The following is a 23408-nucleotide window of genomic DNA, read 5'->3' as shown; positions in this document are numbered from 1 at the left end:
GGGAACCGCTCCCTTCACGGCGAACTACTTGGCGCCGCCGGCCGCACCGCGGCGGATGCCGAGGCGGTCGACCAGGGCACGGAAGCGCTGGATGTCCTTCTTGGCCAGGTACTGAAGGAGGCGGCGACGCTGGCCGACCAGGATCAGCAGACCACGACGGGAGTGGTGGTCGTGCTTGTGCGTCTTGAGGTGCTCCGTCAGGTCCGAGATCCGGCGGGAGAGCATCGCGACCTGGACCTCGGGGGATCCGGTGTCACCCTCCTTCTGGGCGAACTCGGACATGATCTGCTTCTTCGTAGCGGCGTCGAGCGGCACGCGTACTCCTCTTGATGTTCGATGCGCCCACGAGTGCCCCTGGTCTTGATCGCAGGGGAGCTTCCATGACTCGGAGGCGAAGGTCCGATGAGCGCAGCTCCCAGCATGATCCGGGAGGGCGTACACAAACGGCCGTCACACAGCGTACCAGCCCCCGCGGCTCAGCTCGTCAGGGCCCTTGCCCTGGCGAAGACGTCCAGTACCGCCAGGCAGAGCGGGACCAGCGAGAGCAGGACGGCGCTCTCGGCCAGGTCGAGCAGCCTGCCCCAGAACGGGGAGAGGCCCTTGCGCGGAATGATCAGGCCGATCGCGGTGAGCAGCGCGGCCCCGGCGGCGACGGCTGCGGAGAGCCAGATCGTACGGATGTCCAGGGAGCTGCGGTCCCCGTACCTGACCAGGTCGAAGAGCAGGTCGGCCGGCGGGTTCAGGGAGAGGCCGAGGATCAGCAGGGCGACCGTGCCGAGGCCGGCCACCAGTACGCAGGCGACCTGTGAGGTGTAGCGGAACAGCCGGGCGCGCAGCAGCATCGCGAGTCCAGCGGCCAGGGCCAGGAGCCGGCCCCAGACGTTGTCCGAGAAGCCGAGCACGGCACCGCATCCGACGACGACCGCCGCGCAGCCCCCGACCAGGCCGAGCAGCATCTCGTGGCCCCGGCGGGCCTGGGCCGCGATGCGCTCGGCGTCGACGGGGGTGCCCTGGGCGGACGGCTCGGCGTACGGGTCGGTGAGGCTGTCGTCGTAGCCGCCGGGGGCGGTGCGCGGCGACGCGTAGCCGATGGGCAGCCGGGCGAAGCGGGCGGAGAGGCCGGGCAGGAAGGCGACCAGGCCGAGGGCGACCGGTGCGCAGACGGCGGCCGTCTGCGTGGCCGATGCCTCGGTGAGGATGGCGACGAAGGTGGCCAGGGTGCCGACGGTGGCGAGGAAGGTGGCCGCGACGAACGGGGCGTCGCCGCTCGGGGTGAGGGCGACCAGGGCCACCGAGGCGATCAGGACGGCGACGCAGCCGAGCAGGAACTGGAGCCGGCCGGGGCCCTGGCCGGCGTCCGGGCCGATGATGCCGGAGCCCGCGATGAGTACGAGGGGCAGTGCGCCGAGACCGAGGGCGACGGCGGTGGAGCGGTCGGCGTAGACGCGGGCACGCACCCCCGCGAACGCGGTCAGCAGCAGGCCGGCGGAGCCCGCGATGATGCCGGGCAGGCTGTGCATGTCGTGCCTGACCGGGTCGGCGAACCAGAGCACGAAGCCCATCAGTACGAGCAGCAGCACACCGCCGACCAGGCCCGCGCCGCGCAGCAGTTCGTCGCTCCACAGGTGGCGGTCGCGGGTGACGGCCGAGGCGACGGCGTCGGAGACATCGTCGAAGACGGCGGGCGGCAGGGACTGGGCGAAGGGGCGCAGGCTGAGGAGTTCGCCGTCGAGGACCTGCTGGGCCGCGAGGGTGCGCGCGCCGTCGAGGACCGTGCCGTCGCGGCGTACGAGGTGGTATCCGGTGGGGCTTCCTGCTGCCTGGGTCTGGCCGGTGAGGCGGAGGATCTCCGGGTAGACGTCCGCGACGGCGATGTCCTCCGGCAGGGCCACATCGATCCGGCTGTCGGGCGCCACGACGGTCACCCGGCAGAAGCCCGTCGCTGCAGTCGAACTCACGTGTCTGGTCCCCCTGATTCGCGGTTGCGCACGGTGCGCGCGCCACCCTACCGGGAGGGGGGCAGGTCATCTGCAAGTAGGATCGCCGTCGCGCGGAGTGACGTCCGCGAGCAATGGCAGCCACGGGGGCTTCGGTGCGCATTCGGCCGGTCTTGTGCCCGTCCGTACCGAGGGATTGGTGTTCCGGTGAGCCAGATCGTCGTGAAGCGACCTCCGAGGGCACTGCCACCGGAAGTCCCCGTTGACGAGTTGACGTTGGAGTCCCCTCCGGAACTGCCCCGCGGGCAGCAGGAGGGCATGCTGATGCAGATCCTGCCGGTGCTCGGCATGGGGTCGTCGGTGGTCTTCTTCTTCTCGCCGCAGGCACCTCCGTTCATGCGGATCATGGGTGTGCTGATGCTGGTATCGACCGTCGGGATGGTGGTCGCGCAGCTGGTCCGCCATCGTCGCGGTACGCAGGGGCAAATGGCCGATGTACGGCGCGACTACCTCAAGTACCTGGCACAGACCCGGCGTACGGTGCGCCGGACGGCGCGCGCCCAGCGGGATGTGCAGCTGTATCTGCAGCCGGCCCCGGAGCAGTTGTGGTCGGTGGTCGCCGAGGGCAGCCGGGTGTGGGAACGGCGCGTCGGTGACAAGGACTTCGGGCAGGTCCGGGTGGGCCTCGGGGCGCAGCAGCTGGCCACCCCGCTGATCGCTCCCGACACCGCTCCGGTGGACGAGCTGGAGCCGATGTGCGCGGGTGCGATGCAGCGGTTCCTCGCCGTGCACGGGTCGTTGGACGGGCTGCCGATGGCCGTGTCGATGCGGGCGTTCTACCACGTGACGGTCTCCGGCCGGCCGGAGGAGGCGCAGTCGGCCGCGCGGGCGCTGGTCGCCCAGCTGGTGACACTGCACTCCCCCGAGGACCTGATGGTCGCCGTGGTGGCGGCGCGGGGTGCGGTGGAGCGCTGGGACTGGACGAAGTGGCTGCCGCATCTGCAGCTGCCGGGGCAGGTCGACGGGGCCGGTACGAAGCGGCTGTTCGGGGACGACCTGGGCGAGCTGGAGCAGTTGCTGGCGGGCCGGCTGGAGGGGCGGCCGCGGTTCGGCCGGGAGAGTCAGCCGCTGCTGGACCAGCCGCACATCGTGGTGGTGCTGGACGGTGGGATGGTGCCGTCCGACTCGCTGTTCGCGGCGGCCGAGGGCATCCAGGGCGTGACGATCGTCGAGGTGGTGCCGGGCGAGCTCGACGAGCCGCGCGGCGGGCTGTCGGTGGTGGCGCGGCCGGGGCTGCTGCGGCTGGAGTCGGGGGCGGGGATGGCGTACGAGGGGGTGCCGGACGGGATGTCGCTGCCCGCGGCCGAGGCGCTGGCCCGGCAGCTGGCGCCGCTGCGGATGGGCGGGGGCGACGACGACGAGCCGCTGCTGGCCAATCTGGACTTCACGGATCTGCTGAACCTGGGCGACGCGGCCGCGGTGGACGTGGCGCGGACCTGGCGGCCGCGGTCGGTGTCCGAGCGGCTGCGGGTGCCGATCGGGATCGGCGAGGACGGTCAGCCGGTGATGCTGGACCTGAAGGAGGCCGCGCAGGACGGCATGGGTCCGCACGGGCTGTGTGTCGGTGCCACGGGTTCCGGCAAGTCCGAGCTGCTGCGGACTCTGGTGCTGGGGCTCGCGGTCACGCACTCCTCGGAGACGCTGAACTTCGTGCTCGCGGACTTCAAGGGCGGGGCGACCTTCGCCGGGATGTCGCACATGCCGCATGTCGCGGCCGTCATCACCAACCTCGCGGACGACCTGACACTGGTCGACCGCATGGGGGACGCGATCCGCGGTGAGCTCCAGCGCCGGCAGGAGCTGCTGCGCTCGGCCGGGAACTACGCCAACATCCACGACTACGAGAAGGCGCGGGCGGCGGGTGCGGCGCTGGAGCCGCTGGCCTCGCTGGTCCTGGTCATCGACGAGTTCTCCGAACTCCTCACCGCCAAGCCCGACTTCATCGACATGTTCATCCAGATCGGCCGGATCGGGCGTTCGCTGGGTGTGCATCTGCTGCTGGCCTCGCAGCGTCTGGAGGAGGGCAAGCTGCGCGGTCTCGACACCTATCTCTCGTACCGGATCGGGCTGCGGACCTTCTCCGCCGCCGAGTCGCGTACGGCGCTCGGTGTGCCGGACGCGTACCACCTGCCGTCGGTGCCCGGTTCGGGCTATCTGAAGTTCGGTACGGACGAGATGACCCGGTTCAAGGCCGCCTATGTGTCGGGCACGTACCGCACGGGTGTCCCGGATCTTCCGGTGGGGGCGCTGCCGATCGAGCGGCGGCCCGCGCTGTTCAGCGCCCTTGAGGTGCCGGTGGTGTACGCGGCGCCCGACCCGGCGCATCTGACGGCGGCCGCGGGGGCCGGCGCGGACGACGACGCGCTCGCCGACACGGTGCTCGATGTGATCGTGCGCCGGCTGGAGGGACAGGGGGTGCCCGCCCATCAGGTGTGGCTGCCGCCGCTGGACCGGGCGCCGACGCTGGACCAGCTGCTGCCGGGGCTGGCGCCGACCGCCGATCGGGGCTTCACGGCCACCGAGTACACCCGTCCGGGCGGGCTGACCGTGCCGCTCGGGCTGATCGACAAGCCCTTCGAGCAGCGGCGCGAGGTGCTGTACCGGGACTTCTCGGGCGCGGCGGGCCACATGATGGTGGTCGGCGGTCCGCAGTCCGGCAAGTCGACGCTGGTGCGTACGCTCATCTCGTCGTTCGCGCTCACCCACACCCCGAACGAAGTGCAGTTCTACGGGCTGGACTTCGGTGGTGGCGGTCTGGTCTCGCTGGCGGATCTGCCGCATGTCGGCGGGATGGCCTCGCGGCTGGACCCGGAGCGGGTGCGGCGTACGGTCGCCGAGGTCGCGGGCGTGCTGAACCGGCGCGAGGAGTTCTTCCGCGCCCACTCCATCGATTCCATCGCCACCTACCGGCGCAGGCGCGCCCTGGGCGATCTGCCCGGCGAGCCCTGGGGCGATGTCTTCCTGGTGGTGGACGGCTGGGGCGGTTTCCGGTCCGAGTACGAGATGCTGGAGCAGGTCGTCACCGACATCGCGTCGCGCGGGCTCGGCTACGGCATCCATGTCGTGATCACGGCCGCCCGTTACATGGAGGTGCGGGCCGCGCTGAAGGACCAGATGCTGGGCCGTCTGGAGCTGCGGCTCGGCGACGTCATGGACTCCGAGTTCGACCGGAAGGTCGCGGCCAATGTGCCGGCCGGTGTCCCGGGCCGGGGCCAGGTGGCGCAGAAGCTGCACTTCATGGGCGCGCTGCCGCGGATCGACGGTTCCAGCAGCGCCGCGGATCTCTCCGACGGCACGGCCGCGTTCGTCGCGGCGGTGAAGGCGAACTGGGCGGGTCCCACCGCGCCGCCCGTGCGGCTGCTGCCGCGCAAGCTGCCGGCCGATCAGCTGCCGAAGGGCTTCGAGTTCCCGCAGCGGGGCATCGCGATCGGTATCGACGAGACCGATCTGGAGCCGGTGTTCGTCGACTTCGAGACCGATCCGTTCTTCCTGGTCTTCGGGGAGAGCGAGTCGGGCAAGACCAATCTGCTGCGGCTGATCGCGAAGCAGATCTCGGAGCGCTACTCCCCCGACGAGGCGAAGCTCGTCGTCGGTGACTACCGGCGGGGTCTGCTGGGCGCGCTGCCGGAGGGCCATCTGCTGGAGTACGCGCCGATGGCGAGCTCGATGCAGATGCACATGGAGGCCCTGGCGGGTGTCTTCGCGCGCCGGCAGCCGCCGACCGATGTCACTCCGCAGCAGTTGCGCGACCGCAGTTGGTGGACCGGGCCGCAGATCTTCATCATCGTCGACGACTACGACCTGGTGGCGACGAACGCGGGCAATCCGCTGGCCCCGCTGGCGGAGTACCTGCCGTTCGCCCGGGACACCGGGGTCCGCTTCGTCATCGCGCGGAACTCCGCCGGTGCCTCGCGGTCGATGTACGAGGCGTTCATGCAGCGCATCAAGGAGCTGGGCGCGCAGGGGGTCGTCCTTTCCGGCGACCCGGGCGAGGGCGATCTGATCGGTACGGTGCGCGGGCACGCGATGCCGCCGGGGCGCGGGTACTTCGCCTCGCGGCGCCGGGGGAACCCGCTGGTGCAGATCGGGCGGCTGCCGGAGCAGCGCTGAGCGAGGGGAGCCGGGGCGGGATTCTCCCGCACCCCGGCTCCTTTGGTGGGCACAGGTGTACTAGCGTCTACCGGTGTGATCTTCACGCCTCCGGGCAGGGGTCACCAGGTGCACGACAGTCGCTGTTACGGGGAATCTCATGGGTTTTGACGAGGAATGGGGTCTGCTGCGCGGGCAGGCCGCGGAGCGGCAGAGCACCCACATGCAGCTGAACGGTACGGGCGACGGCCCTTTGTCCGGCCCCGGCGGCAAGGATTTCGCCTCGACACCGGCGCAGAAGACGGCCGCGGCGAACACGATCGAGACCGAGCTGGAGCCGAACACCAAGAAGGCCACCGACCGGGCGGACGAGACATCCACCGCGGCGGTCAAGGAGTTCGACGGCTGGGACACCGGGGCGGGTCTCAAGAAGGTGATGGAGACCTGGGACAAGCAGGTGAAGGTCCTGATGGGCCGGCTGTCCGTGGAGAAGGGAGCGCTGCGCGGCGCGTCCAGTCTCTTCGCCGGCAACGACCAGCTGATCAAGTCCCAGTTCACTCCGTTGCTCAAGCCGCAGCCGGGTCCGTACGCCTCCGGGCTCGACGGACTGTAGGGCCGGGAACCGGCGACGTCCGCATCGCGGCCACCGTCCGGGGGCCGCACCGATGGGCCGGGGAAAGGTTTTCGACGAGCATGCGAGGGGCCCTGGTCGGCTGCGCCTTCCAGATCGGTGACGAGGCGTCGGGGCCCATGCGGTCGGCACCGGGAAGCTTCGGGCGGAGCCCGTGCTCACACCGGTGATCACGAGCGCCGGACGGTTGCCGACGGACGGCGTCACCTCATATCCGGAGCTCACCGCGGCCGGGCGAGCCAGTGGCCACCGATTCGGGTGCCTGCGCCACCGTACGGCTGAACCCCGTGAGGGCCGGCGATGCCGCCCTGCTGGTGACGGCCGGGGCCGCAGGACGCACCACGTTCACCGCGCCGGCCCGAGCGCTCCACGCACAGATCGCCTGACGGTACGAGAACCGAACAAGCCACGGGGGACACACATGCTCACCTACCACGACGTGATGACCACCGATCTCAGTCAACTGACCACGGCCGCGGGCAAGTGGGACGAGATGGCTGCGGAGATCAAGAAGGTGGCTGACCGCTACAAGGACAGCGTCCAGAAGATCACGCTCGGGCCCTCCTGGGCAGGCGTGAGTGCCCAGACCGCCCACACCAACTTCGCCGCCACCCAGTACGAGTACACGGCCGCCCAGACGGAGGCGAAGGCCATAGCCTCGCTGCTGCGCGACGCGCACGAGGACTTCGTGCGGCTCAAGAAGAACCTGGAGTCCAAGCGCGCGGAGGCCGTCAAGGCGGGGATGCGCGTCTCCGAGAGCGGAGTGGTCAGTTACGACTACGACAAGCTCACGCCCGGAGAACGTTCCGCCATGCACCACGACCCGGACTTCGCACAGAGCGTCAGCAAGGCCGCGGCGTCGTGGACCGAGGCGATCAACGCGTGCGTCAAGGCGGTGGACGACGCCGACCAGGGGGTGAAGATCGCACTCGACGCGGTCACCGAGGACGGCTACGGCGACAAGAACGACGAGACCCTGGGTGTCGGCTTCAACAATCACGCGTACGGCGACATCGAGAAGTACGAGGCGGAGAACACGGCGGACATCGCCACCCGGCTCAACAACGGCGAGAAGGTCTCCGCCGCCGACATGACCGAGTTCCAGCGTGCGGTGCGGGACAACCACGGCGACAAGGCGTTCTCGCAGACACTGCTGAACACATTGGGTCCGGACGGCCTGGTCAAGGTCACCAACCGGCTCAACGACCGTGCCTACGACTCCGACAAGAAGCACAAGGGCCAGTACCTGGAGATCGAGAAGAACCTCGGGAACACGATCGCCACCGCGACCAAGGTGCCCGGTAGTGTCCGGGACGCCCCGCCCGGATCGGCCGCGTTCAAGAAGTGGGTGGACAGCGGGGACGGGAAGTTCTACCGGGAGTGGATGGAGGGGATCGACAAGACCGGCGGCAAGGACTACGGGGACGAGGTCGGCAACCCGCTCTACGGCTACCAGACCGTCGTCAGCGTGATGCAGCGGGCCGATACGCCGTTCGACGACCAGTTCCTCTACGACATGGGCGACAAGCTCATCGAGGCCGAGAAGAACCACCCCGGAATCTTCGAGAAATGGGGTCACGGCCACAACGGGATCGAGACGGACGCCATCGACGGTGTGCTGGACGTGATGAGCCGGAACCCCGACGCGGCCACCGCGTTCTTCGACCCGGACGGCAACGGGACCGACCCGAACCACGTCAGGAACGACCACCTGAAGTACCTCGCGGGCAGTGGCGACGATTCCCGCACCTGGCCCCGGAACACCATCACGGGCGTGGCCGTGACCACGATGGACGACCCGACGAGCCGCATGGGTCTCGGCGCTGCGCTCGAAGCCGCCGCCACCGGTCACGTGCCGCTGGGCGCCGGGCAGGACCCGTGGCCGGAGGCCGAGCACAGCGAGGCGCAGGCCCGGGTCATGAACGGCATCCTGGAACAGCTCGCGCCGGGCGAGGGCGAGGGCACCGAGGCGTCCGTACCGAAGAATCTGCGACTGCCCCTCGCCAACGCCCTGGGCGATTACGCCTCCGACACCCACGAGATCATCAGCGAGACGTCGGGCGACCACATCCGCAACCGGGCCGAAGGGTACTTCGTCGACGAGAACGGCCGGGGCCATCTCTCGACCACGTCGAAGGACCTCATCCAGGTGATGCGTGGGCTCTCCGACGACCCGAACGCCTATGCCACGCTCCACAAGGCCGAGGCGCGTCATCTCAACGCCCTGCTGGACAACATCCCGAATGGGAAGACGGACTTCGATCACAGCGGCAGCTTGGGGGACGCGGGTGCGGTCCTCGGCGCGTACACGGCGATCCGCGAGGACGTGATCAACGACGACCGGATGAGCGAGTACAGCAAGGCCGACTGGAAGTCGAAGATGGCCTACCACGTGGTCGGCGGGGCCGTCACACCCCTCACCCTGCCAATCGGCGGAAGGGCGCTACCCATCGGTGACGCAATTCAGCGCGGTGTGGACACCTGGGCCTGGGAGTGGGGAAACCAGATGAAGGGCGAAGCCGACGTGAAGGCCAACGCCGCGATCGCCGACGAATATCTCGATGCGTCCATGCAGGTCAACGAGACCCTCGACGGCTGGGCCGCGGGGCGTGACGACATCGACACCAACACCGATGACGGCAAGGCGAAACTCAGAACGCTGAATCGACTCATGCTCGATGGTCGGACGACCGGCAGCACACAAGCCCACAAGTACCTGACCGACACAACCAATTGACCGCCCCGAGCAACACGTCCCGGGCCCGACCGGTCGCTCCCCACCTGCCGCGGAGGAACACCACATGTCCGAACCATCCGCCGACAAGCCCCCCAGCCGCCGTCCCCTGTACGCGGTCACCGCCGCCCTGCTCGCCGTGGCCTTGGCCGGGGGCGCGTGGTTCCTGCTCGGCCGGGGGCAGCCGACGGACCACTGCGGCAAGCTCATCAAGGATGATCGTGTCAAGTCCGCGCTCGGCTCGCGCCACTCGGCCGACATGAGTTGCGCGGATCTGGGTGCGGCGGTGAAGGCCGCCACCACCGGTGGCAAGGCGGCACCGCACACCCGGTCCCAGGCCGACAGCATGAAGAAGGTCCTACTCGCCGTGAACGACAGTCTCGTCCACGACGACCGGACTCTCGCTGCGGATCTCCGGATGCCACTCGCCGAATCCCTGGCCGACTACGCGAACGACATCCAGGAGATCCTGGACGGCACCAACTCCGAGTACACCCGTTGGGCCTCCCCGAGCAGCATCGCGTGGCAGGACGAAACGGGCTACCACTTCTCGGTGTTCCGGGGCGAACTCGTCCGCGTACTGCGGGGCGTCTCGGAGGAACCGACGGCGTACGCGATCCTGCGCAATGCCCAGACGCGATGGGGTGCGGCTCAGCTCGGTTCGCTGACCGCGGAGGCGAAGAGCAACGTTCTGGAGGGTGCGCCGGTCACCAATGCCTCGGCTCTGGGCGGCTACGACGCGATCGCGGCCGACGTGGTGCGGGACAAGGAGGCCTCGGCCGCGGCCCGGTGGGGGGACGCGGTGTACACGGCCCTGAGCAGCCCCGAGGCGACCGCGTCGGCGGCTCCTCGATCCGCACTGTCCGGCCGGATCGCCGAGAAGTGGCGGGCGTCTCTGGCATCAGTACCGGCCAAGGAACGGACGGACCACCTGCGCGAGCAGGGCACGTTCATGTTCACCACCTGGGCCGAGGCGGCGGGGGTGGGCCGTGACCGGGCGGCGCCGGTGGAGGCGCGGTGCCATCGCACCGGTCAGGAGCAGTACGCCGCACTCGCTCAGAGCCTGAGAATGTCGTGACGATCGGGGAGCTGGAGAGCGACAGCCACACATCGGGCAGCACCCACGCCCACAAGTACATGTGACCGCCCCAGCCAATGGGCGCACGAAGAGACACATCTCCCAGCCGTTCGACCGCTCACTCACGCGCTGAAGAGGACCATCGCATGTCCGGACCATCTGCCGACGCGCCGCGCAGCCGCCGCCTGCTCTACGGGGTCACCGCCTCGCTGATCACCGTGGTCCTGGCCGGAGGAGCGTGGTTTCTCCTCGGCCGGGGGCAAGCGGCGGTCGGCTGTGACGCGCTCGTCGAGGACCATCGCGTCAAGTCCGCGCTCGGCTCGCACCACTCGTCCGGCATGAGCTGCTCGGAACTCGGCGCGGCGGTGAGGACGAGCACCACAGGCAGCGGTGCCGGGCCGCGCACCAAGGCCCAGGCCGACAGCATGAAGCAGATCCTGCTCGCCGTGAACGAAAGCCTTGACGGGACCGGCCAGTCCATCGCCGCGGACCTCCGGAGACCGCTCGCCGAGTCACTGGCCGGTTGCGCGAACGACGTTCAAGAGATTCTGGACGGTCTCACTTCGGAGTACTTCGACGCGGACGGCCAGGACGATCCCGCGTGGCAGGACGAGACGGGTTACCACTTCTCGGTGCCCTACGGCGACCTCGTCAGCGTACTGCGGGCTGTCTCGGAGGACCCGGTGGCGTACGTGGCGCTGCGCAACGCCCAGACCGAATGGGGGGCAGCTCAGCTCGCCTCACTGCTCAAGGAGAAAATGAACAACACCCTGCTGGTGGCGCCCACGCACAACGCATCGGCACTCGGGAACTATGACGCGATCGCGGCCGATGTGGTGCGGCACAAGGGGGCATCGTCCGGAGCACGGTGGGCGGACACGGTGAACACGGAGCTGCGCAGGCCCGCGACAGTCGCACCGGTGGCTCCTCGGTCCACGCTGTCCGACCGGATCACCCGGCGTTGGCGGGCGTCACTGGTGTCGGTGCCTGCCGCCCAGCGGACGGACGAGCTGCGCAAGCAGGGACCGTTCATGTTCACCACCTGGGCCGAGGCCGTGGGGTTGAGCCAGGAGCGGACGAAGGCCGTGGAAGGTCTGTACCGCAGCAGCAGCGAGAGCGGGTACGGCCGGCTGATGGAGCACCTGAAGATGTCATGACAGGACCTGCAAGGGTGCTTGCAGGAGCCGGGATGAACGGCATGACGTCATCGACTCATTCCCGGAGCAGGCGGCTCCGCACTCGGGGAGCGGTGCATGGCCCGGCACCGTTCCGAGGCCGTGGGGCCGTGGCGGCGGTCGATACCACCGTGACACGGAAGCTGTAAACACCGGGACCGCCGTGCGCGGTGGCGGGGATAGTCTGCTCGCGGGCGACGAACACGTTCCGCCACAGGAGAGGAAAGGCACCTGATGGGCACGCAAGCGGAGAAGGACGAGCTGTACGCACTCGACATCTCGGGGGTGGAGTGGCTGAGCGCGCCCGGCACCGAGGAGGCCGAGGAGCGCGTCGAGATCGCGCATCTGCCGGGCGGTGCGGTGGCGATGCGGTCCTCGCTGGATCCCGGGACGGTGCTGCGGTACACCGAGGCCGAGTGGCGGGCCTTCGTCCTGGGTGCGCGGGACGGCGAGTTCGACCTGAAGTAGACGGCGCACATGGGGAAGGAGGGGCACGCTCGGGCGAGCGTGCCCCTCCTTGCCGTATGCGTGGGTGCGGTCAGTACGCCTCGGTGAAGCCGAGCGAGGCCTTGTGGTCGGTGGCGCGGTAGCTGTCCTTGCCGTTCTCGACGATCCTCGCGACCTGCTCCAGGCGGTCCTTCATGTGTTCCGCCCGGCTCTTGTACTTGCCCTGCAGGCTCACGTACTTGCCGTGGGCCTCACCGTCCCAGGTGTCGGTGACGACCTTGAGGGCGGCGTCCATCTCCTCCAGGTCCTTGACGATGTTCCTGGACACCGTGCGGATGCGGTTGGCCATCTCCTGGACGGTCTCGTACTTGACCTTGGTGTTCGGGTCGTGCCCCATGTGTGTTCTCCTCGGTGCTCGGCGGTGCGGAAGGCGTGGTGCGGCGCCGGTCAGACGTTGTTGAGTCCGGAGGTGTTGGCGTTGGGCGCCGACTCCTTGACCGCGTTGAAGGCCGCACGGACCTCCTCGTCGTTGGCGTTGCTGAGGTTCTTGGTGGCGCCCACCGCGTTGAGCAGGACGTCGAGGAGCCGACGGATCTGGTCGTGGTCCTCGTTGATCATCAGCTGCGCGGACTTGAACCCCGAGGCGCCGACGCCCGTCCATCCGGCGCCGACCGTCTCCAGGATGTCGGCCAGTTCCCTGGACTGACGGGACACCGCGCGGCCCGTCTCGATGATCTTGTTCTTCGCCTGGACGATCGGATCGTCGGCAAGTCCGAAACCGCCTGAGGGGCTGGTCATCCGCAAGTCCTATCTCTCGGTTGCCTGGCCTGTCCGTCCGTCACGGTCAGGATCCTTCCGTTCCCATGTGCTCCGGCAAAGGAATGGGGAAGGTCCGGGCCGGGAAAGTGCCGTCTCGGCACTCCCATGCCTCGAACTCGGCGCAGGCCACTTCTCGTTCCCCCGTCACACACGTGAAGTCTGTTACCACCCTAGCCACTTCGCGGTCGCTCCCCAACCGCTCTTCACCAGTGGCCGGCCACATTGCCGCGCGGCCGTGTCATCGTGCGGCGCGCCTTCGGCGCGCGTCCCGGACCACCGTCGCGGCCCCGCCGATCACCCCGACCAGGACGGCTGCCGCGGCCAGCGCGTAGGTGGCGTACCGCTCGCTGCGCTCCTGCGGTGTCTCCGCCAGGGAGAGCTGTGCGGGCTCGGGGGCCGGTGCCTTCGGCGGCGCCGGGTCCGGATGCGGGGCGTCCTGCGGGAGCTCGTCCCCGGACAGGGCACGGACCGGGTCGACGACGCCCCAGCCGACGTAGTCGTCGTGGCCGGTGACGGAGCGTTCGGCGGTCTGCTCGATCCGGGCGACGATCTGGGCCGCCGTCCACTTCGGGTACTTGGCCCGCATCAGGGCGGCGACCCCGGCGACGTAGGGCGCCGAGAAGCTGGTGCCGTTGTCGGTGCACTGGCCGTATCCGGGGACGGTGGAGACGATGTCGACGCCCGGGGCGGCGACCCCGACGAAATCGCCGGCCTGGGAGAACGGGGCGCGCTCGTTGTTGCGGTCGGACGAGGCGACGGCGAGGACCCCGTCGAAGGCGGCGGGGTAGGTGCGTTTCAGTCTGCCGTCCATGCCGTCGTTGCCCGCGGAGGCGACCACGACGATGTTCCTGGCGAGCGCCCTGGCCACCGCCCGGCCCAGCACGGAGGTCTCCTCCAGGGCCTTGGTCGTGTCCTGGGAGATGTTGATGACCTGGGCGCCCTTGGCTATCGCGTGGTCGATCGCGGTGGCCATCGTGGTGTCCTTGCCGCTGTTCTTCTCGTCGTTCTGGCGGATCGGGATGATCGTGGCCTCGGGGGCCAGTCCGACGAATCCGGTGCCCTTGTGGGGGCGGGCGGCGATGATGCCGGCGACCTTGGTGCCGTGGCCGACCTCGTCGACCGTGCCGTCGCTCTTGCCGCCCTTGAGGTAGTCGGCGCCCGCCGCTGCGTCGACGGCCGTTGTGAGCTGCGGGTTGTCGTTGTCGACGCCGGTGTCGATGACGGCGACGCGTACGCCCTTGCCCTTGGTGTCCTGCCAGAGTTCGTCCAGCAGGACGCGTTGCAGCGGCCAGGGGCGGCCCTCGTACTGCTGCTTCATCGGGAAGGTGCACTCGCCGCCGCCGTCCAGGCCCGTGTCGCCGGGTTCCCGGGCGCCCTCGGCGGCGTACGCGGTCCCCGGCGCCGCCAGTGCGGTCAGTGCGGCGGTGACCGCCATCGCGCGGACCGTCCTGCGGTACCCCATCCGTGTTCCTCCCCCGTGCCGTGCGCTGCCCGCCGTCTTCTGCAACGTCATGAACCCTGGGGCTGGCGGGCGCTGTTGGTGTCCAGCCTGGGGCCCTTGGACAGGAAGTCCGACCACTCGATCGGTACGAGGGCGGGCATCACCTTCTCGTATCCGAGTCTGCTCTGCGCCTGGCTGGGCTCGGGGCGGCCGTCCGACTGCTGCTGCTGGTCGCCGGTGCCGATGTCGGAGCGCCTGGCGTCGCTGTCGCCGTTCGCCTGCACCGCGTAGCGCAGTCCGGTGTCGGTCACCAGGAAGAGTGATCCGTCGGGCCTGGTCTGCCGGCCCCGGACCTGGGTGTAGAGCAGGCCGCTGCCGGGCGTGACATAGGTGCTGGTGCCGCCGACGGCGATGGAGGCGGGATACGCGGTGCCCGCCCAGGTGCTCAGGGTGGTCCGGCCCGAGCCGTCCACGTTGCGCAGCACACTGCACACGGTGTCGCGGCCGGTGGTGCCGCTCTCGGCGGAGTTGACCTGCTGGGTCCGGTTCGCCGGCCAGTGCGCGGCCTGGCCGGCGAAGGCGGCGGTGTCGGGCACGAAGTCCTGGAGGCCGACGGCACGTGCCTCGCCCTCCAGGTTCAGCACGGCGGTCTGCGGTGAGCTGATCAGCAGCCAGGCGGTGAACCCGGAGACGCGCTGGACCTTTCCCTGGAGCACCACGTAGTAACTGGTGCCCTCGCCGGTCCTGGTCCGCAGGACCGTGCCGACCTTGTTCTCCTCCGCGGAGAGCTGCCCCGCGACGTGTGCCGGGGCGCCGACGTCGCCGGGGATCGCCGGGAAGGCGATCGGGCTGCCGTCGTGCAGGGTGGCCAGCCAGTCGTCGGTGACGGACTGCGGCTGCCTGCTCCCGACCAGGGCGTTGGTCAGATGGCCGCTGTCGGCGGCGGTCTCGGCGATGCGGTACTTGGTGCCCTTCGCGTCGACGAGGTAGCGGGCCCGGTCCTGGCCCTGGACGTAGAGCACCTGGTCGCCGCCGAGCTTCTGCCTGCCCTCGGTCAGTCTGTCGTCACGTGCGCCGAAGACGAAGGCGGCCTTCTGCACGGTGTTTCCCTTGCCGCCGGGCTGTACGCAGACGGCCCACCGCTTCGCCGTCCCGGCGTCCGCGGCCTCGGGCAGCCGGTCGGGGGCGTACGGAATGCCGAGGATCGGTCCGCGCGGGGGCTTGCCCGCGTCCAGGACGTCGTCCGCGACCTGGATGACGTCGTACTCGGACGGGTTGAGCAGCAGCCGGGCCGAGGCGAGGTTGAGCACGGGGTGCAGCAGGGTCTTTTTCTTCTTGCCCTTGCCGGTGGTGAGCACGACGTAGCGGGTGGTGGACTTCTTGCCGACGATCACCTTGGTGGCGGGCTTGTCCCAGTCCTTGGGAGCGGTGGGCTTGAACATGCCGACGGCACCGAAGCCCGCGAGGATCAGGGCTCCGACGACCACGCTCGGCAGGACCGCGCGCAGCGGGCGCGGGGCGCCCTCCTCGGTGCCGCTGGACGAGGGTTGGAGGAATGCCGCCACCGTGCGCTTCTTCGCGAAGGTGTATGCGTTGAGCTCATCCCGCCGTGATGCCATGAGTCGCTTCGTCTCCCCGTGTCTCCCCGCGCGGCACCGGAGCGTTCGCGTCGCCGGCCGGGCAGCGATGCCGGACCTCGGTGCCGGACCGGCCCCCTACTATGCCTGCTGACCGCGGGCGGTGGTGGGGCGGGTAGGGTGATCCGGCCGCCAGGGGCCCGACCGGGTCGGGCGGTATACGGGTGGAGTTGGGGACCGATGAACGGGGGGAACGCCGGGATGACGGCTTCCGCGACACGGGCACGTCCGGCCGGGAACACAATGGGCCCCGCAGCTCCCGGAGCCGGTGGTCCATCTGCTCCGCACGACCCCGCGCGGCGCTTGGCCGGACCGGCCTCCGGCCGCGCCAACGGGCGGGTCGGGAAGCTCGGTTCATTCCGATTGCAACAACTCGTACTGCTGCAGATCGCGGCCGCACTGCTGCTCGCGGCGTGGGTGGTCGACCCCCTGATGCTGGCTCCGGCCGTGGTGGTCGCCGCGCTGCTGGTGCTGCTGGCCGTCGTACGCAGACACCGCCGCTCGCTGCCGGAGTTGCTGGGCACCGTCCTCTCGCTGCGCGCGCGTTCCCGCAGGGCCGCCGCGCTGGAGCTGCCGCCGGGCACGGAGCCGGGAATCGCGCCCGCCGTCGAGTGCGATCCGGCGCTGCGCACGTACTCGTTCAGCGACCGTGACCGGCGGCCGGTCGGCATGATCGGTGACGGTACGTTCGTCACGGCCGTCCTCCAGGTGGAGTCGGACGTCTCGGCACTCAGGCCGGACCGGTCGGCGCAGCCGCTGCCCCTGGCGCTCGTACGGGATGTGCTCGAAGTCGACGGGATCCGGCTGGAGTCGGCGCAGATCGTGCAGCACACCCAGCCCGCGCCCGCCCCGCATCTGCCGCAGCAGTCCATCGCCGCACGCAACTACGCGCCGCTGCAGGCCCAGACGGGTTCGCCCGCCGTCCGGATCACCTGGATCGCGCTCAAGCTGGACCCGGAGCTGTGCCCGGAGGCCGTGCAGGCGCGCGGCGGCGGCATCACGGGGGCGCAGAAGTGCCTGGTGCGCGCGGCCGACCAGTTGTCCAGCAGGCTGACCGGGGCCGGCTTCCGTGCGACGGTGCTGACCGAGCAGGAGCTGACGTCCGCGATCGCGACCTCGGTCTGCGCCAGCGCACCGGCCATGACGCAGGCCGGCCTGAGCGGTACACCGGCCCGGCGTACCGAGGAGAGCGCGCGGACCTGGCGCTGCGACGACCGGTGGCACACCACCTACTGGGTGGCCCGCTGGCCGCAGTTCGGTGCCGGCGGTGCCGCGATGCCGCAGCTCGTGGCTCTGCTCACCTCGCTCCCGGCGCTCGCCACGACCTTCAGTCTCACACTGGGGCACGGCGAGCGGCAGGGCGTCTCGATCACCGGGCACATCCGGATCACCGGCCGCAGCGACGAGGAACTGCTGGGTGCCCGCCACGAGTTGGAGCGCACCGCCCGCGGGGTCAGGACCTCGCTGGTACGGCTCGACCGCGAGCAGCTGCCCGGTGTGCTCGCCACACTGCCGCTCGGGGGTACCCGCTGATGTCCGCACCCACCAACACGGGGAGCCGGCTCGGCTTCGGGCTGATCGGTCCCCGACGGGCACGGCAGTCGGTCTCGCTCGACCAACTGGAGTCGCTGGCCCTGCCGGTCGGCGACGACGGCGTGGTGATCGGTGTGGACGCCCATGGCCGGCCCGCCGTGCTGGGGGTCAACCGGCCGACTCCGTACGAGGTCACGTTGATCGGCGGGGTGTGGACGGCACAGGTGCTCGCGCTGCGGGCGGCCGCCACCGGTGCGCGGATCGTCGTGGAGACGGGCCGGGCCCAGACCTGGACGGCCCTCGCGCACGCGGCGGGCGGCGGTCAGCCGTGCATCACGCTCCACGATGTCGGACGGGTGCCGCCGCAGGGGCCGTCGGCCGGTTCGCCGGTGGTCGTGGTGCGGGACTGCGGCATGCGGCCACCACGTGGGCGGGTGGTGTCCGGGCCGTGGCAGTCGGTGCTGACGCTGCTGCCGTACCTCAGCCCGGTGGCACCGAGGCTGATCGAGAAATCGGCCCTGGTCGGCATCCAGCGGGTATCCCCTGACGAAGCGGCACAGATCGGCCGCATACTGCACCTTCCGGCCGTCGAGACCCAGGCGCTGTCCACACTGGCGGACGGGGTCACGCTCTGGTGCGCGGGGCGCGACCGGCAGTTCGTGATGACCCAGGCGACCGATGCCGAGACCGGACTCCTGGGCGGCGCGCGCAGGATGGACTGACGGCGCTGCCCGCTCGCGGGCCGTCCGTACGGAACGTTCGGCTTTCCGTACGCAGATGTACATGTTTGACCGCTTCGCCCTTCACGCGGTGCCGTACTCGGTCCGCTTGAGGGCGGTACGTGATGCACGGGACAGCTCTTGCGGTGCCGTACGGCCTGCCGGAGCAAGCCCCATGACGATTAGGGTGGGTCCGGGCGCGGCAGAAGAACCTGCGGGCAGGCAATGCGTGTCCCAGGGGGAGAGCCGGGCGGTCAGGCAGACGGAAACGGTCGCCCCCCACCCACTACGGCACAAGGGTGCTCGACCACACCAGGAGGCAAAGTGAACGGCGATCGGGACGAGATCCGCGGGGGCTGGAACAAGCCCGTCGACGAGTCGTCCGACGCGGAGCCCGCCGAGATGACGGGTGAGTTCACCATCGACTACACCCCGCCCGCCTGGTACACGCAGAACGCGCCGGGGGACTCGTCGGGCGGCGCCGGAACACACCTGGCGCCGCCTCCGCCGCCCAGCGGAGCACCGCTGTCCGTACCCGCGCCCGCGCCGTCGGCCCGGGGCGGTTTCGACTCCGACTGGACTCCGGCGCCGCCCGCGCCCGCACCGGCGCCCGTTCCCGCCCAGTCGTCGGCAGGCGACGCGACGACGGGGGACGCCACGCCCGCTCCCGCGGCGAGCGCGGCGGATTCCGGCGGTGCGTCGGAGCCGTTCGGGAGCGGCGACGTGGAGAGCGGCACGACCATGCGGTTCTCCCCGGCCTCGTTGAAGCGGCAGATCGCGGAGATCGAGGGGCGTCCGGCGGACGCCGCCGGGGACGACCCGGTGGCGGATTCGGCCCCGGTTCCGGGCTCGGGTCCCGCGGCGGCCGATGCCGGTGTCGGTGGTACCGGCGCGGGCGAGGCGCCCGCTTCCGACCCCGCGCGGACGGCGGGCGCCTCCGCCGGTGAACCCGACGACGTGGCCGTCACGGACTCGGCCCACGGGGCCCGGACGGATGCCGCGGGCGGTGCCGCCGACGGGCCGCAGGACTCGGCCCCCTCCGACGCCGTCCCGGACTCGGCGCCGGGCCACGCACCGCAGAACGCCCCGGCACCCGCCACACCGAACCCCTGGGCCCCAGCGCCGCCGCAGGGCGGTGGGCTGCCGCAGGGCGGTGGGCTGCCGCCGCTGCCGCCCGCTTTCCAGCCCGCCGCGCCGCGGTCGGCTCCGCAGTGGCCCGCGCCCGGCCCGGCCGGCCAGGCGCCCGGCGGTTACGGGTTCCCGCAGACCGGGGCGGCTCAGCCGCAGCAGCCGCAGGCACCTCAGCCGCCCCAGGGCGGCTACGGATTCCCGCAGCAGCCCGCTCCCCCGGCACAGCAGACACCGGCTCAGGGCGGCTACGGATTCCCGCAGGCGCCCCAGCAGCCTCAGGCACCCCAGGCGCCCCAGCAGTCCCAGATGCCTCAGTGGCCTGCGCAGCAGGGCGCCCCGCTGCCGCCGCAGGTCCCCAGCGGGCCCCAGGCACCGCAGACGCCTCAGCCCCCGGCTCAGGGCACACCCCATCTGCCTGCCCAGGTGACCCCGCAGCTGCCCGCTCAGCCCCAGCTTCCCCAGCAGCAGCAACAGCAGCAGCCGCAGAGCACGCCCGGGCATCCGGGCCAGCCGGGGCAGCAGGGCCAGCCGCCGCAGGGCCAGGCCGTCGACCCCCGCACCGGGGGCGCCTGGCCCACCCCCGTCACCCATGACCAGCGCGAGCGTTCCGTGCCCGGCGCTCCGCTCGGGTACACGGCCGCCGTGGAGCTCTCCTCCGACCGGCTGGTCCGGGGCAAGCAGAAGGCGAAGAGCAGCCGCAACCCCTCCGGTGCGTCCCGCTTCAAGCTGGGCGGCAAGAAGGAGGAGGCCGAGCGGCAGCGCAAGCTCGACCTGATCCGTACGCCCGTGCTGTCCTGCTACCGGATCGCGGTCATCAGCCTCAAGGGCGGCGTCGGCAAGACCACGACGACCACCGCTCTCGGCGCGACCCTGGCCACCGAGCGGCAGGACAAGATCCTCGCCATCGACGCCAACCCGGACGCGGGCACGCTCGGCCGCCGGGTGCGCCGCGAGACCGGCGCCACCATCCGTGACCTGGTCCAGGCGATCCCGTACCTCAACTCGTACATGGACATCCGCCGGTTCACCTCGCAGGCGCCCTCCGGTCTGGAGATCATCGCCAACGACGTGGACCCGGCGGTCTCCACGACGTTCAACGACGAGGACTACCGGCGCGCGATCGACGTACTGGGCAAGCAGTACCCGATCATCCTCACCGACTCGGGCACCGGCCTGCTCTACAGCGCGATGCGCGGGGTGCTGGACCTCGCCGACCAGCTGATCATCATCTCCACGCCCTCGGTCGACGGCGCGTCCAGCGCGTCCACCACCCTGGACTGGCTCTCGGCACACGGGTACGCGGAGCTCGTGCAGCGCTCCATCACGGTCATCTCGGGGGTCCGCGAGACCGGCAAGATGATCAAGGTCGACGACATCGTGCAGCACTTCGAGACGCGCTGCCGCGGCGTGGTGGTCGTACCGTTCGACGAGCACCTGTCGGCCGGCGCCGAGGTCGACCTCGACATGATGCGCCCCAAGACCCGCGAGGCGTACTTCAACCTCTCCGCGATGGTCGCCGAGGACTTCGCCCGCGCCCAGCAGCAGCAGGGGCTCTGGACGTCCAGCGGCTCCAACCCGCCGCCGCAGTACGCCCCGCCGATGCCCGGCCAGCAGCAGTACGCCCCGCAGCAGGGGTACCCGCAGCAGCAGCCGTACGGCGGCCAGCAGCCCCCGCAGCCGTACCCGCCGCAGCCCGGTCCCGGGGCCGGGCAGAACGGCTGGCAGCAGCCGTTGCCCCCGCAGGCCCCGTCCGCCGCGGCCCCGGCCGGCCCGCTCCCGCCCCAACAGCAGCAGCCCGCTCTGCCTGGTCAGCCGGGTCAGCCCGGGCAGCCGGTCCCACCCGAGCTCCAGGGGCCCGTTCCGCCCGCGGGATGGCAGCAGCAGCCGCCGCCAGCGCCTCAGCAGTAAGGCGTCAGAGGTCTAAACCAATGAGGGTCCGCACCGTCTCCACGGTGCGGACCCTCTGTGCATTCCCGCAGACCACACGCCGTTTCGATGACCGTTGACGTGGCTCGACCCCCGCTGATAAACCTTCGCTTCACCAGCTGGCGAACCACAGATCAACCCGCCTTCTCCGTGCGAGTCATGACGCGAGGTCCCTGACCATGGTCGAAAGAGTTCCACCACGCTCGTCCCAGCCACGCTCACGTCTGCGTGTCCTCCTGGCCTCCGGTGCCGCCGCGCTGGCGCTGGCCGCCGGGTCCGTCGTCCCGGGTGTGCCGCTCGGCGCCGCGCCGCAGCAGGCGCAGGCCGCAGACAGCGGAAAGTCGACACTGACCGTCGCCGTCGCACAGAGCGTCGACTCGATGAGCCCGTTCCTGGCGCAGAAGCTGCTCAGCACCAGCATCAGCCGGCTCATGTACGACTTCCTCACCAACTACGACCCCAAGGACAACCACGCGATCCCCGGCCTCGCCACCAAGTGGGAGCCGTCCGCGGACAAGTTGACCTGGACGTACACCATCCGTTCCGACTCCAAGTGGTCGGACGGGCAGCAGGCCACCGCCGAGGACGCGGCCTGGACGTTCAACAAGATGATGAGCGACGAGGGCGCCGCGCAGGCCAACGGCAACTTCGTCGCGAACTTCAAGAAGGTGACGGCTCCCAGCCCCACGCAGCTGGTCATCGAGCTCAAGGAGCCGCAGGCCACCATGGCGGCACTCGATGTGCCGATAGTGCCGAAGCACGTCTGGGAGAAGGTCGGTGACTTCTCCAAGTTCAACAACGACAAGACGTTCCCGGTCGTCGGCAACGGGCCGTTCATCCTGACCGACTACAAGGTCGACCAGTATGTGAAGCTCAAGGCCAACAAGGACTTCTGGCGCGGCAAGCCCAAGTTCGACGAGCTGGTCTTCAAGACGTACAAGGACCAGGACGCCGCGGTCGCCGCACTGCGCAAGGGCGAGGTCTCCTTCGTCGCCGGCTCCCCCGCGCTGACGCCCGCCCAGGCCGCGTCGCTCAAGGGCGAGAAGAACATCAAGGTCAACGAGGGTCCGGGCCGTCGCTTCTTCGCGCTGGCCACCAACCCGGGCGCGCAGACCAAGGACGGCAAGAAGTTCGGCAACGGCAACAAGGCCCTTCTCGACCAGAAGGTGCGCCAGGCCCTCTTCCTGTCCATCGACCGCAAGACCATCATCGACAAGGTCTTCCAGGGCCACGCCGTCGAGGGCCAGGGCTACATCCCGCCGCGCTTCTCCGCGTACCACTGGCAGCCCACCGCCGAGCAGAGCCTCGCGTACGACCCGGCCAAGGCGGCCAAGCTGCTCGACGAGGCGGGCTACGACCTCAAGGGCGACCAGCGGGTCGGCAAGGACGGCAAGCCGCTCGACCTGCGCATCCTGTGCCACGCGACGGACCCCAACGACAAGGCGATCGGCAAGTACCTCAAGGAGTGGTGGGGCAAGCTCGGCATCGGCCTGAAGGTCGACTGCCTCGACGACGTCTCGGTGCCCTGGTACGCCGGTGAGTACGACCTCGCCTTCGACGGCTGGTCCGTCAACCCGGACCCCGACTTCGTCCTCGGCATCCACACCTGCGCCGCGCTGCCGGCCAAGGCGAAGGACAGCGCCTCCACCGACAACTTCATCTGCGACAAGCAGTACGACGAGCTCTACAAGAAGCAGCTCGCCGAGTACGACCCGGCCAAGCGCGCCGAGATCGTCAACCAGATGCAGTCGTGGCTCTACGACTCCGGGTACATGAGCGTCATCGCGTACCCGAACGCGGTCGAGGCCTACCGCACCGACCAGATCAAGTCGATCACGACCATGCCCCAGGCGGCCGGCAACATCTACGGCCAGGACGGTTACTGGAGCTGGTGGTCCGCGGCTCCTGCGTCCGGCGACAGTTCGGACGGCTCCGGCGGGTCGGGCTCGACCGGCGTCGTCATCGGCATCATCGTGGTGGTCGTGGTGCTCGCCGGTGGCGGGCTGTTCATCGCGAAGCGCCGCCGCAACACGGCGGACGACCGCGAGTAA

At 70.2% G+C, this 23408-nt stretch carries 17 protein-coding genes; 11 read left to right on the top strand and 6 right to left on the bottom strand.

Features of this window, described 5'->3' with window-relative positions; genetic code table 11:
• Window positions 1-24 precede the first annotated feature (24 nt).
• Together rpsO and eccD are read right to left on the bottom strand one after the other, a co-directional pair.
• On the bottom strand, window positions 25-315 hold the full coding sequence (gene rpsO / locus ACWCPY_RS34830) for a 30S ribosomal protein S15 (RefSeq protein WP_003965855.1): 291 nt from the start codon (window positions 313-315) through the stop codon (window positions 25-27).
• Between the two features lie 161 nt (window positions 316-476).
• Window positions 477-1958, bottom strand: a complete 1482-nt coding sequence (gene eccD / locus ACWCPY_RS34825; protein WP_451271829.1) for a type VII secretion integral membrane protein EccD — start codon at window positions 1956-1958, stop codon at window positions 477-479.
• 186 nt (window positions 1959-2144) lie between these two features.
• Between eccD and eccCa the strand changes: the two genes are divergently transcribed.
• The 7 genes from eccCa to ACWCPY_RS34790 all read left to right on the top strand — a co-directional run bounded on the left by eccCa (window position 2145) and on the right by ACWCPY_RS34790 (window position 12172).
• Window positions 2145-6107, top strand: a complete 3963-nt coding sequence (eccCa, locus tag ACWCPY_RS34820) for a type VII secretion protein EccCa (protein ID WP_451271827.1) — start codon at window positions 2145-2147, stop codon at window positions 6105-6107.
• Window positions 6108-6246: 139 nt separating this feature from the next.
• A complete protein-coding gene (locus ACWCPY_RS34815; RefSeq protein WP_451271825.1) occupies window positions 6247-6699 on the top strand; it encodes a hypothetical protein in 453 nt (150 codons plus the stop codon).
• Between the two features lie 260 nt (window positions 6700-6959).
• A complete protein-coding gene (locus ACWCPY_RS34810; RefSeq protein WP_451271823.1) occupies window positions 6960-7103 on the top strand; it encodes a hypothetical protein in 144 nt (47 codons plus the stop codon).
• Between the two features lie 35 nt (window positions 7104-7138).
• Window positions 7139-9454: a hypothetical protein gene (locus ACWCPY_RS34805; protein WP_451271821.1), complete on the top strand. Its 2316-nt coding sequence runs from the start codon at window positions 7139-7141 to the stop codon at window positions 9452-9454.
• 64 nt (window positions 9455-9518) lie between these two features.
• Window positions 9519-10529, top strand: a complete 1011-nt coding sequence (locus tag ACWCPY_RS34800; RefSeq protein ID WP_451271819.1) for a hypothetical protein — start codon at window positions 9519-9521, stop codon at window positions 10527-10529.
• A 146-nt stretch (window positions 10530-10675) separates the two neighbouring features.
• Window positions 10676-11686 carry a hypothetical protein gene (locus tag ACWCPY_RS34795; protein ID WP_451271817.1) on the top strand — a complete coding sequence of 337 codons (1011 nt, stop codon included), beginning with the start codon at window positions 10676-10678 and terminating at the stop codon, window positions 11684-11686.
• Between the two features lie 252 nt (window positions 11687-11938).
• Window positions 11939-12172: a DUF397 domain-containing protein gene (locus ACWCPY_RS34790; RefSeq protein WP_329813693.1), complete on the top strand. Its 234-nt coding sequence runs from the start codon at window positions 11939-11941 to the stop codon at window positions 12170-12172.
• A gap of 70 nt (window positions 12173-12242) precedes the next feature.
• On the opposite strand, the gene ACWCPY_RS34785 is transcribed toward ACWCPY_RS34790, so the two are convergent.
• The 4 genes from ACWCPY_RS34785 to eccB form a co-directional block, all read right to left on the bottom strand.
• Entirely contained in the window at window positions 12243-12548 is a 306-nt protein-coding gene (locus ACWCPY_RS34785; RefSeq protein ID WP_329813694.1) for a WXG100 family type VII secretion target, read from the bottom strand.
• A gap of 50 nt (window positions 12549-12598) precedes the next feature.
• Complete coding sequence (locus ACWCPY_RS34780) at window positions 12599-12949, bottom strand: hypothetical protein (RefSeq protein ID WP_329813695.1); 351 nt, start codon at window positions 12947-12949, stop codon at window positions 12599-12601.
• A 259-nt stretch (window positions 12950-13208) separates the two neighbouring features.
• Window positions 13209-14432, bottom strand: coding sequence for a type VII secretion-associated serine protease mycosin (gene mycP, locus ACWCPY_RS34775; protein ID WP_451271814.1), 1224 nt, complete (start codon window positions 14430-14432; stop codon window positions 13209-13211).
• A 47-nt stretch (window positions 14433-14479) separates the two neighbouring features.
• Window positions 14480-16030, bottom strand: a complete 1551-nt coding sequence (gene eccB, locus ACWCPY_RS34770; RefSeq protein ID WP_451271812.1) for a type VII secretion protein EccB — start codon at window positions 16028-16030, stop codon at window positions 14480-14482.
• Between the two features lie 219 nt (window positions 16031-16249).
• Between eccB and eccE the strand changes: the two genes are divergently transcribed.
• The 4 genes from eccE (at window position 16250) to ACWCPY_RS34750 (ending at window position 23408) form a co-directional block, all read left to right on the top strand.
• The gene (gene eccE, locus ACWCPY_RS34765; RefSeq protein ID WP_451271810.1) at window positions 16250-17581 is read left to right on the top strand and encodes a type VII secretion protein EccE; all 1332 of its coding nucleotides are present in this window, start codon (window positions 16250-16252) and stop codon (window positions 17579-17581) included.
• Complete coding sequence (locus ACWCPY_RS34760) at window positions 17581-18303, top strand: hypothetical protein (RefSeq protein ID WP_451271808.1); 723 nt, start codon at window positions 17581-17583, stop codon at window positions 18301-18303. Before eccE ends, ACWCPY_RS34760 begins: the two co-directional genes overlap by 1 nt.
• A gap of 321 nt (window positions 18304-18624) precedes the next feature.
• Window positions 18625-21339 (top strand): SCO5717 family growth-regulating ATPase, encoded by a 2715-nt coding sequence (locus tag ACWCPY_RS34755; protein WP_451271806.1) that lies wholly within the window; start codon window positions 18625-18627, stop codon window positions 21337-21339.
• Window positions 21340-21536: 197 nt separating this feature from the next.
• Window positions 21537-23408 (top strand): ABC transporter substrate-binding protein, encoded by a 1872-nt coding sequence (locus ACWCPY_RS34750; RefSeq protein ID WP_451271805.1) that lies wholly within the window; start codon window positions 21537-21539, stop codon window positions 23406-23408.

Source organism: Streptomyces sp. NPDC002403, assembly GCF_053593015.1.
The sequence above is the reverse complement of the archived record's forward strand: the minus strand, read 5'-3'. Positions and strand labels throughout refer to the sequence as shown.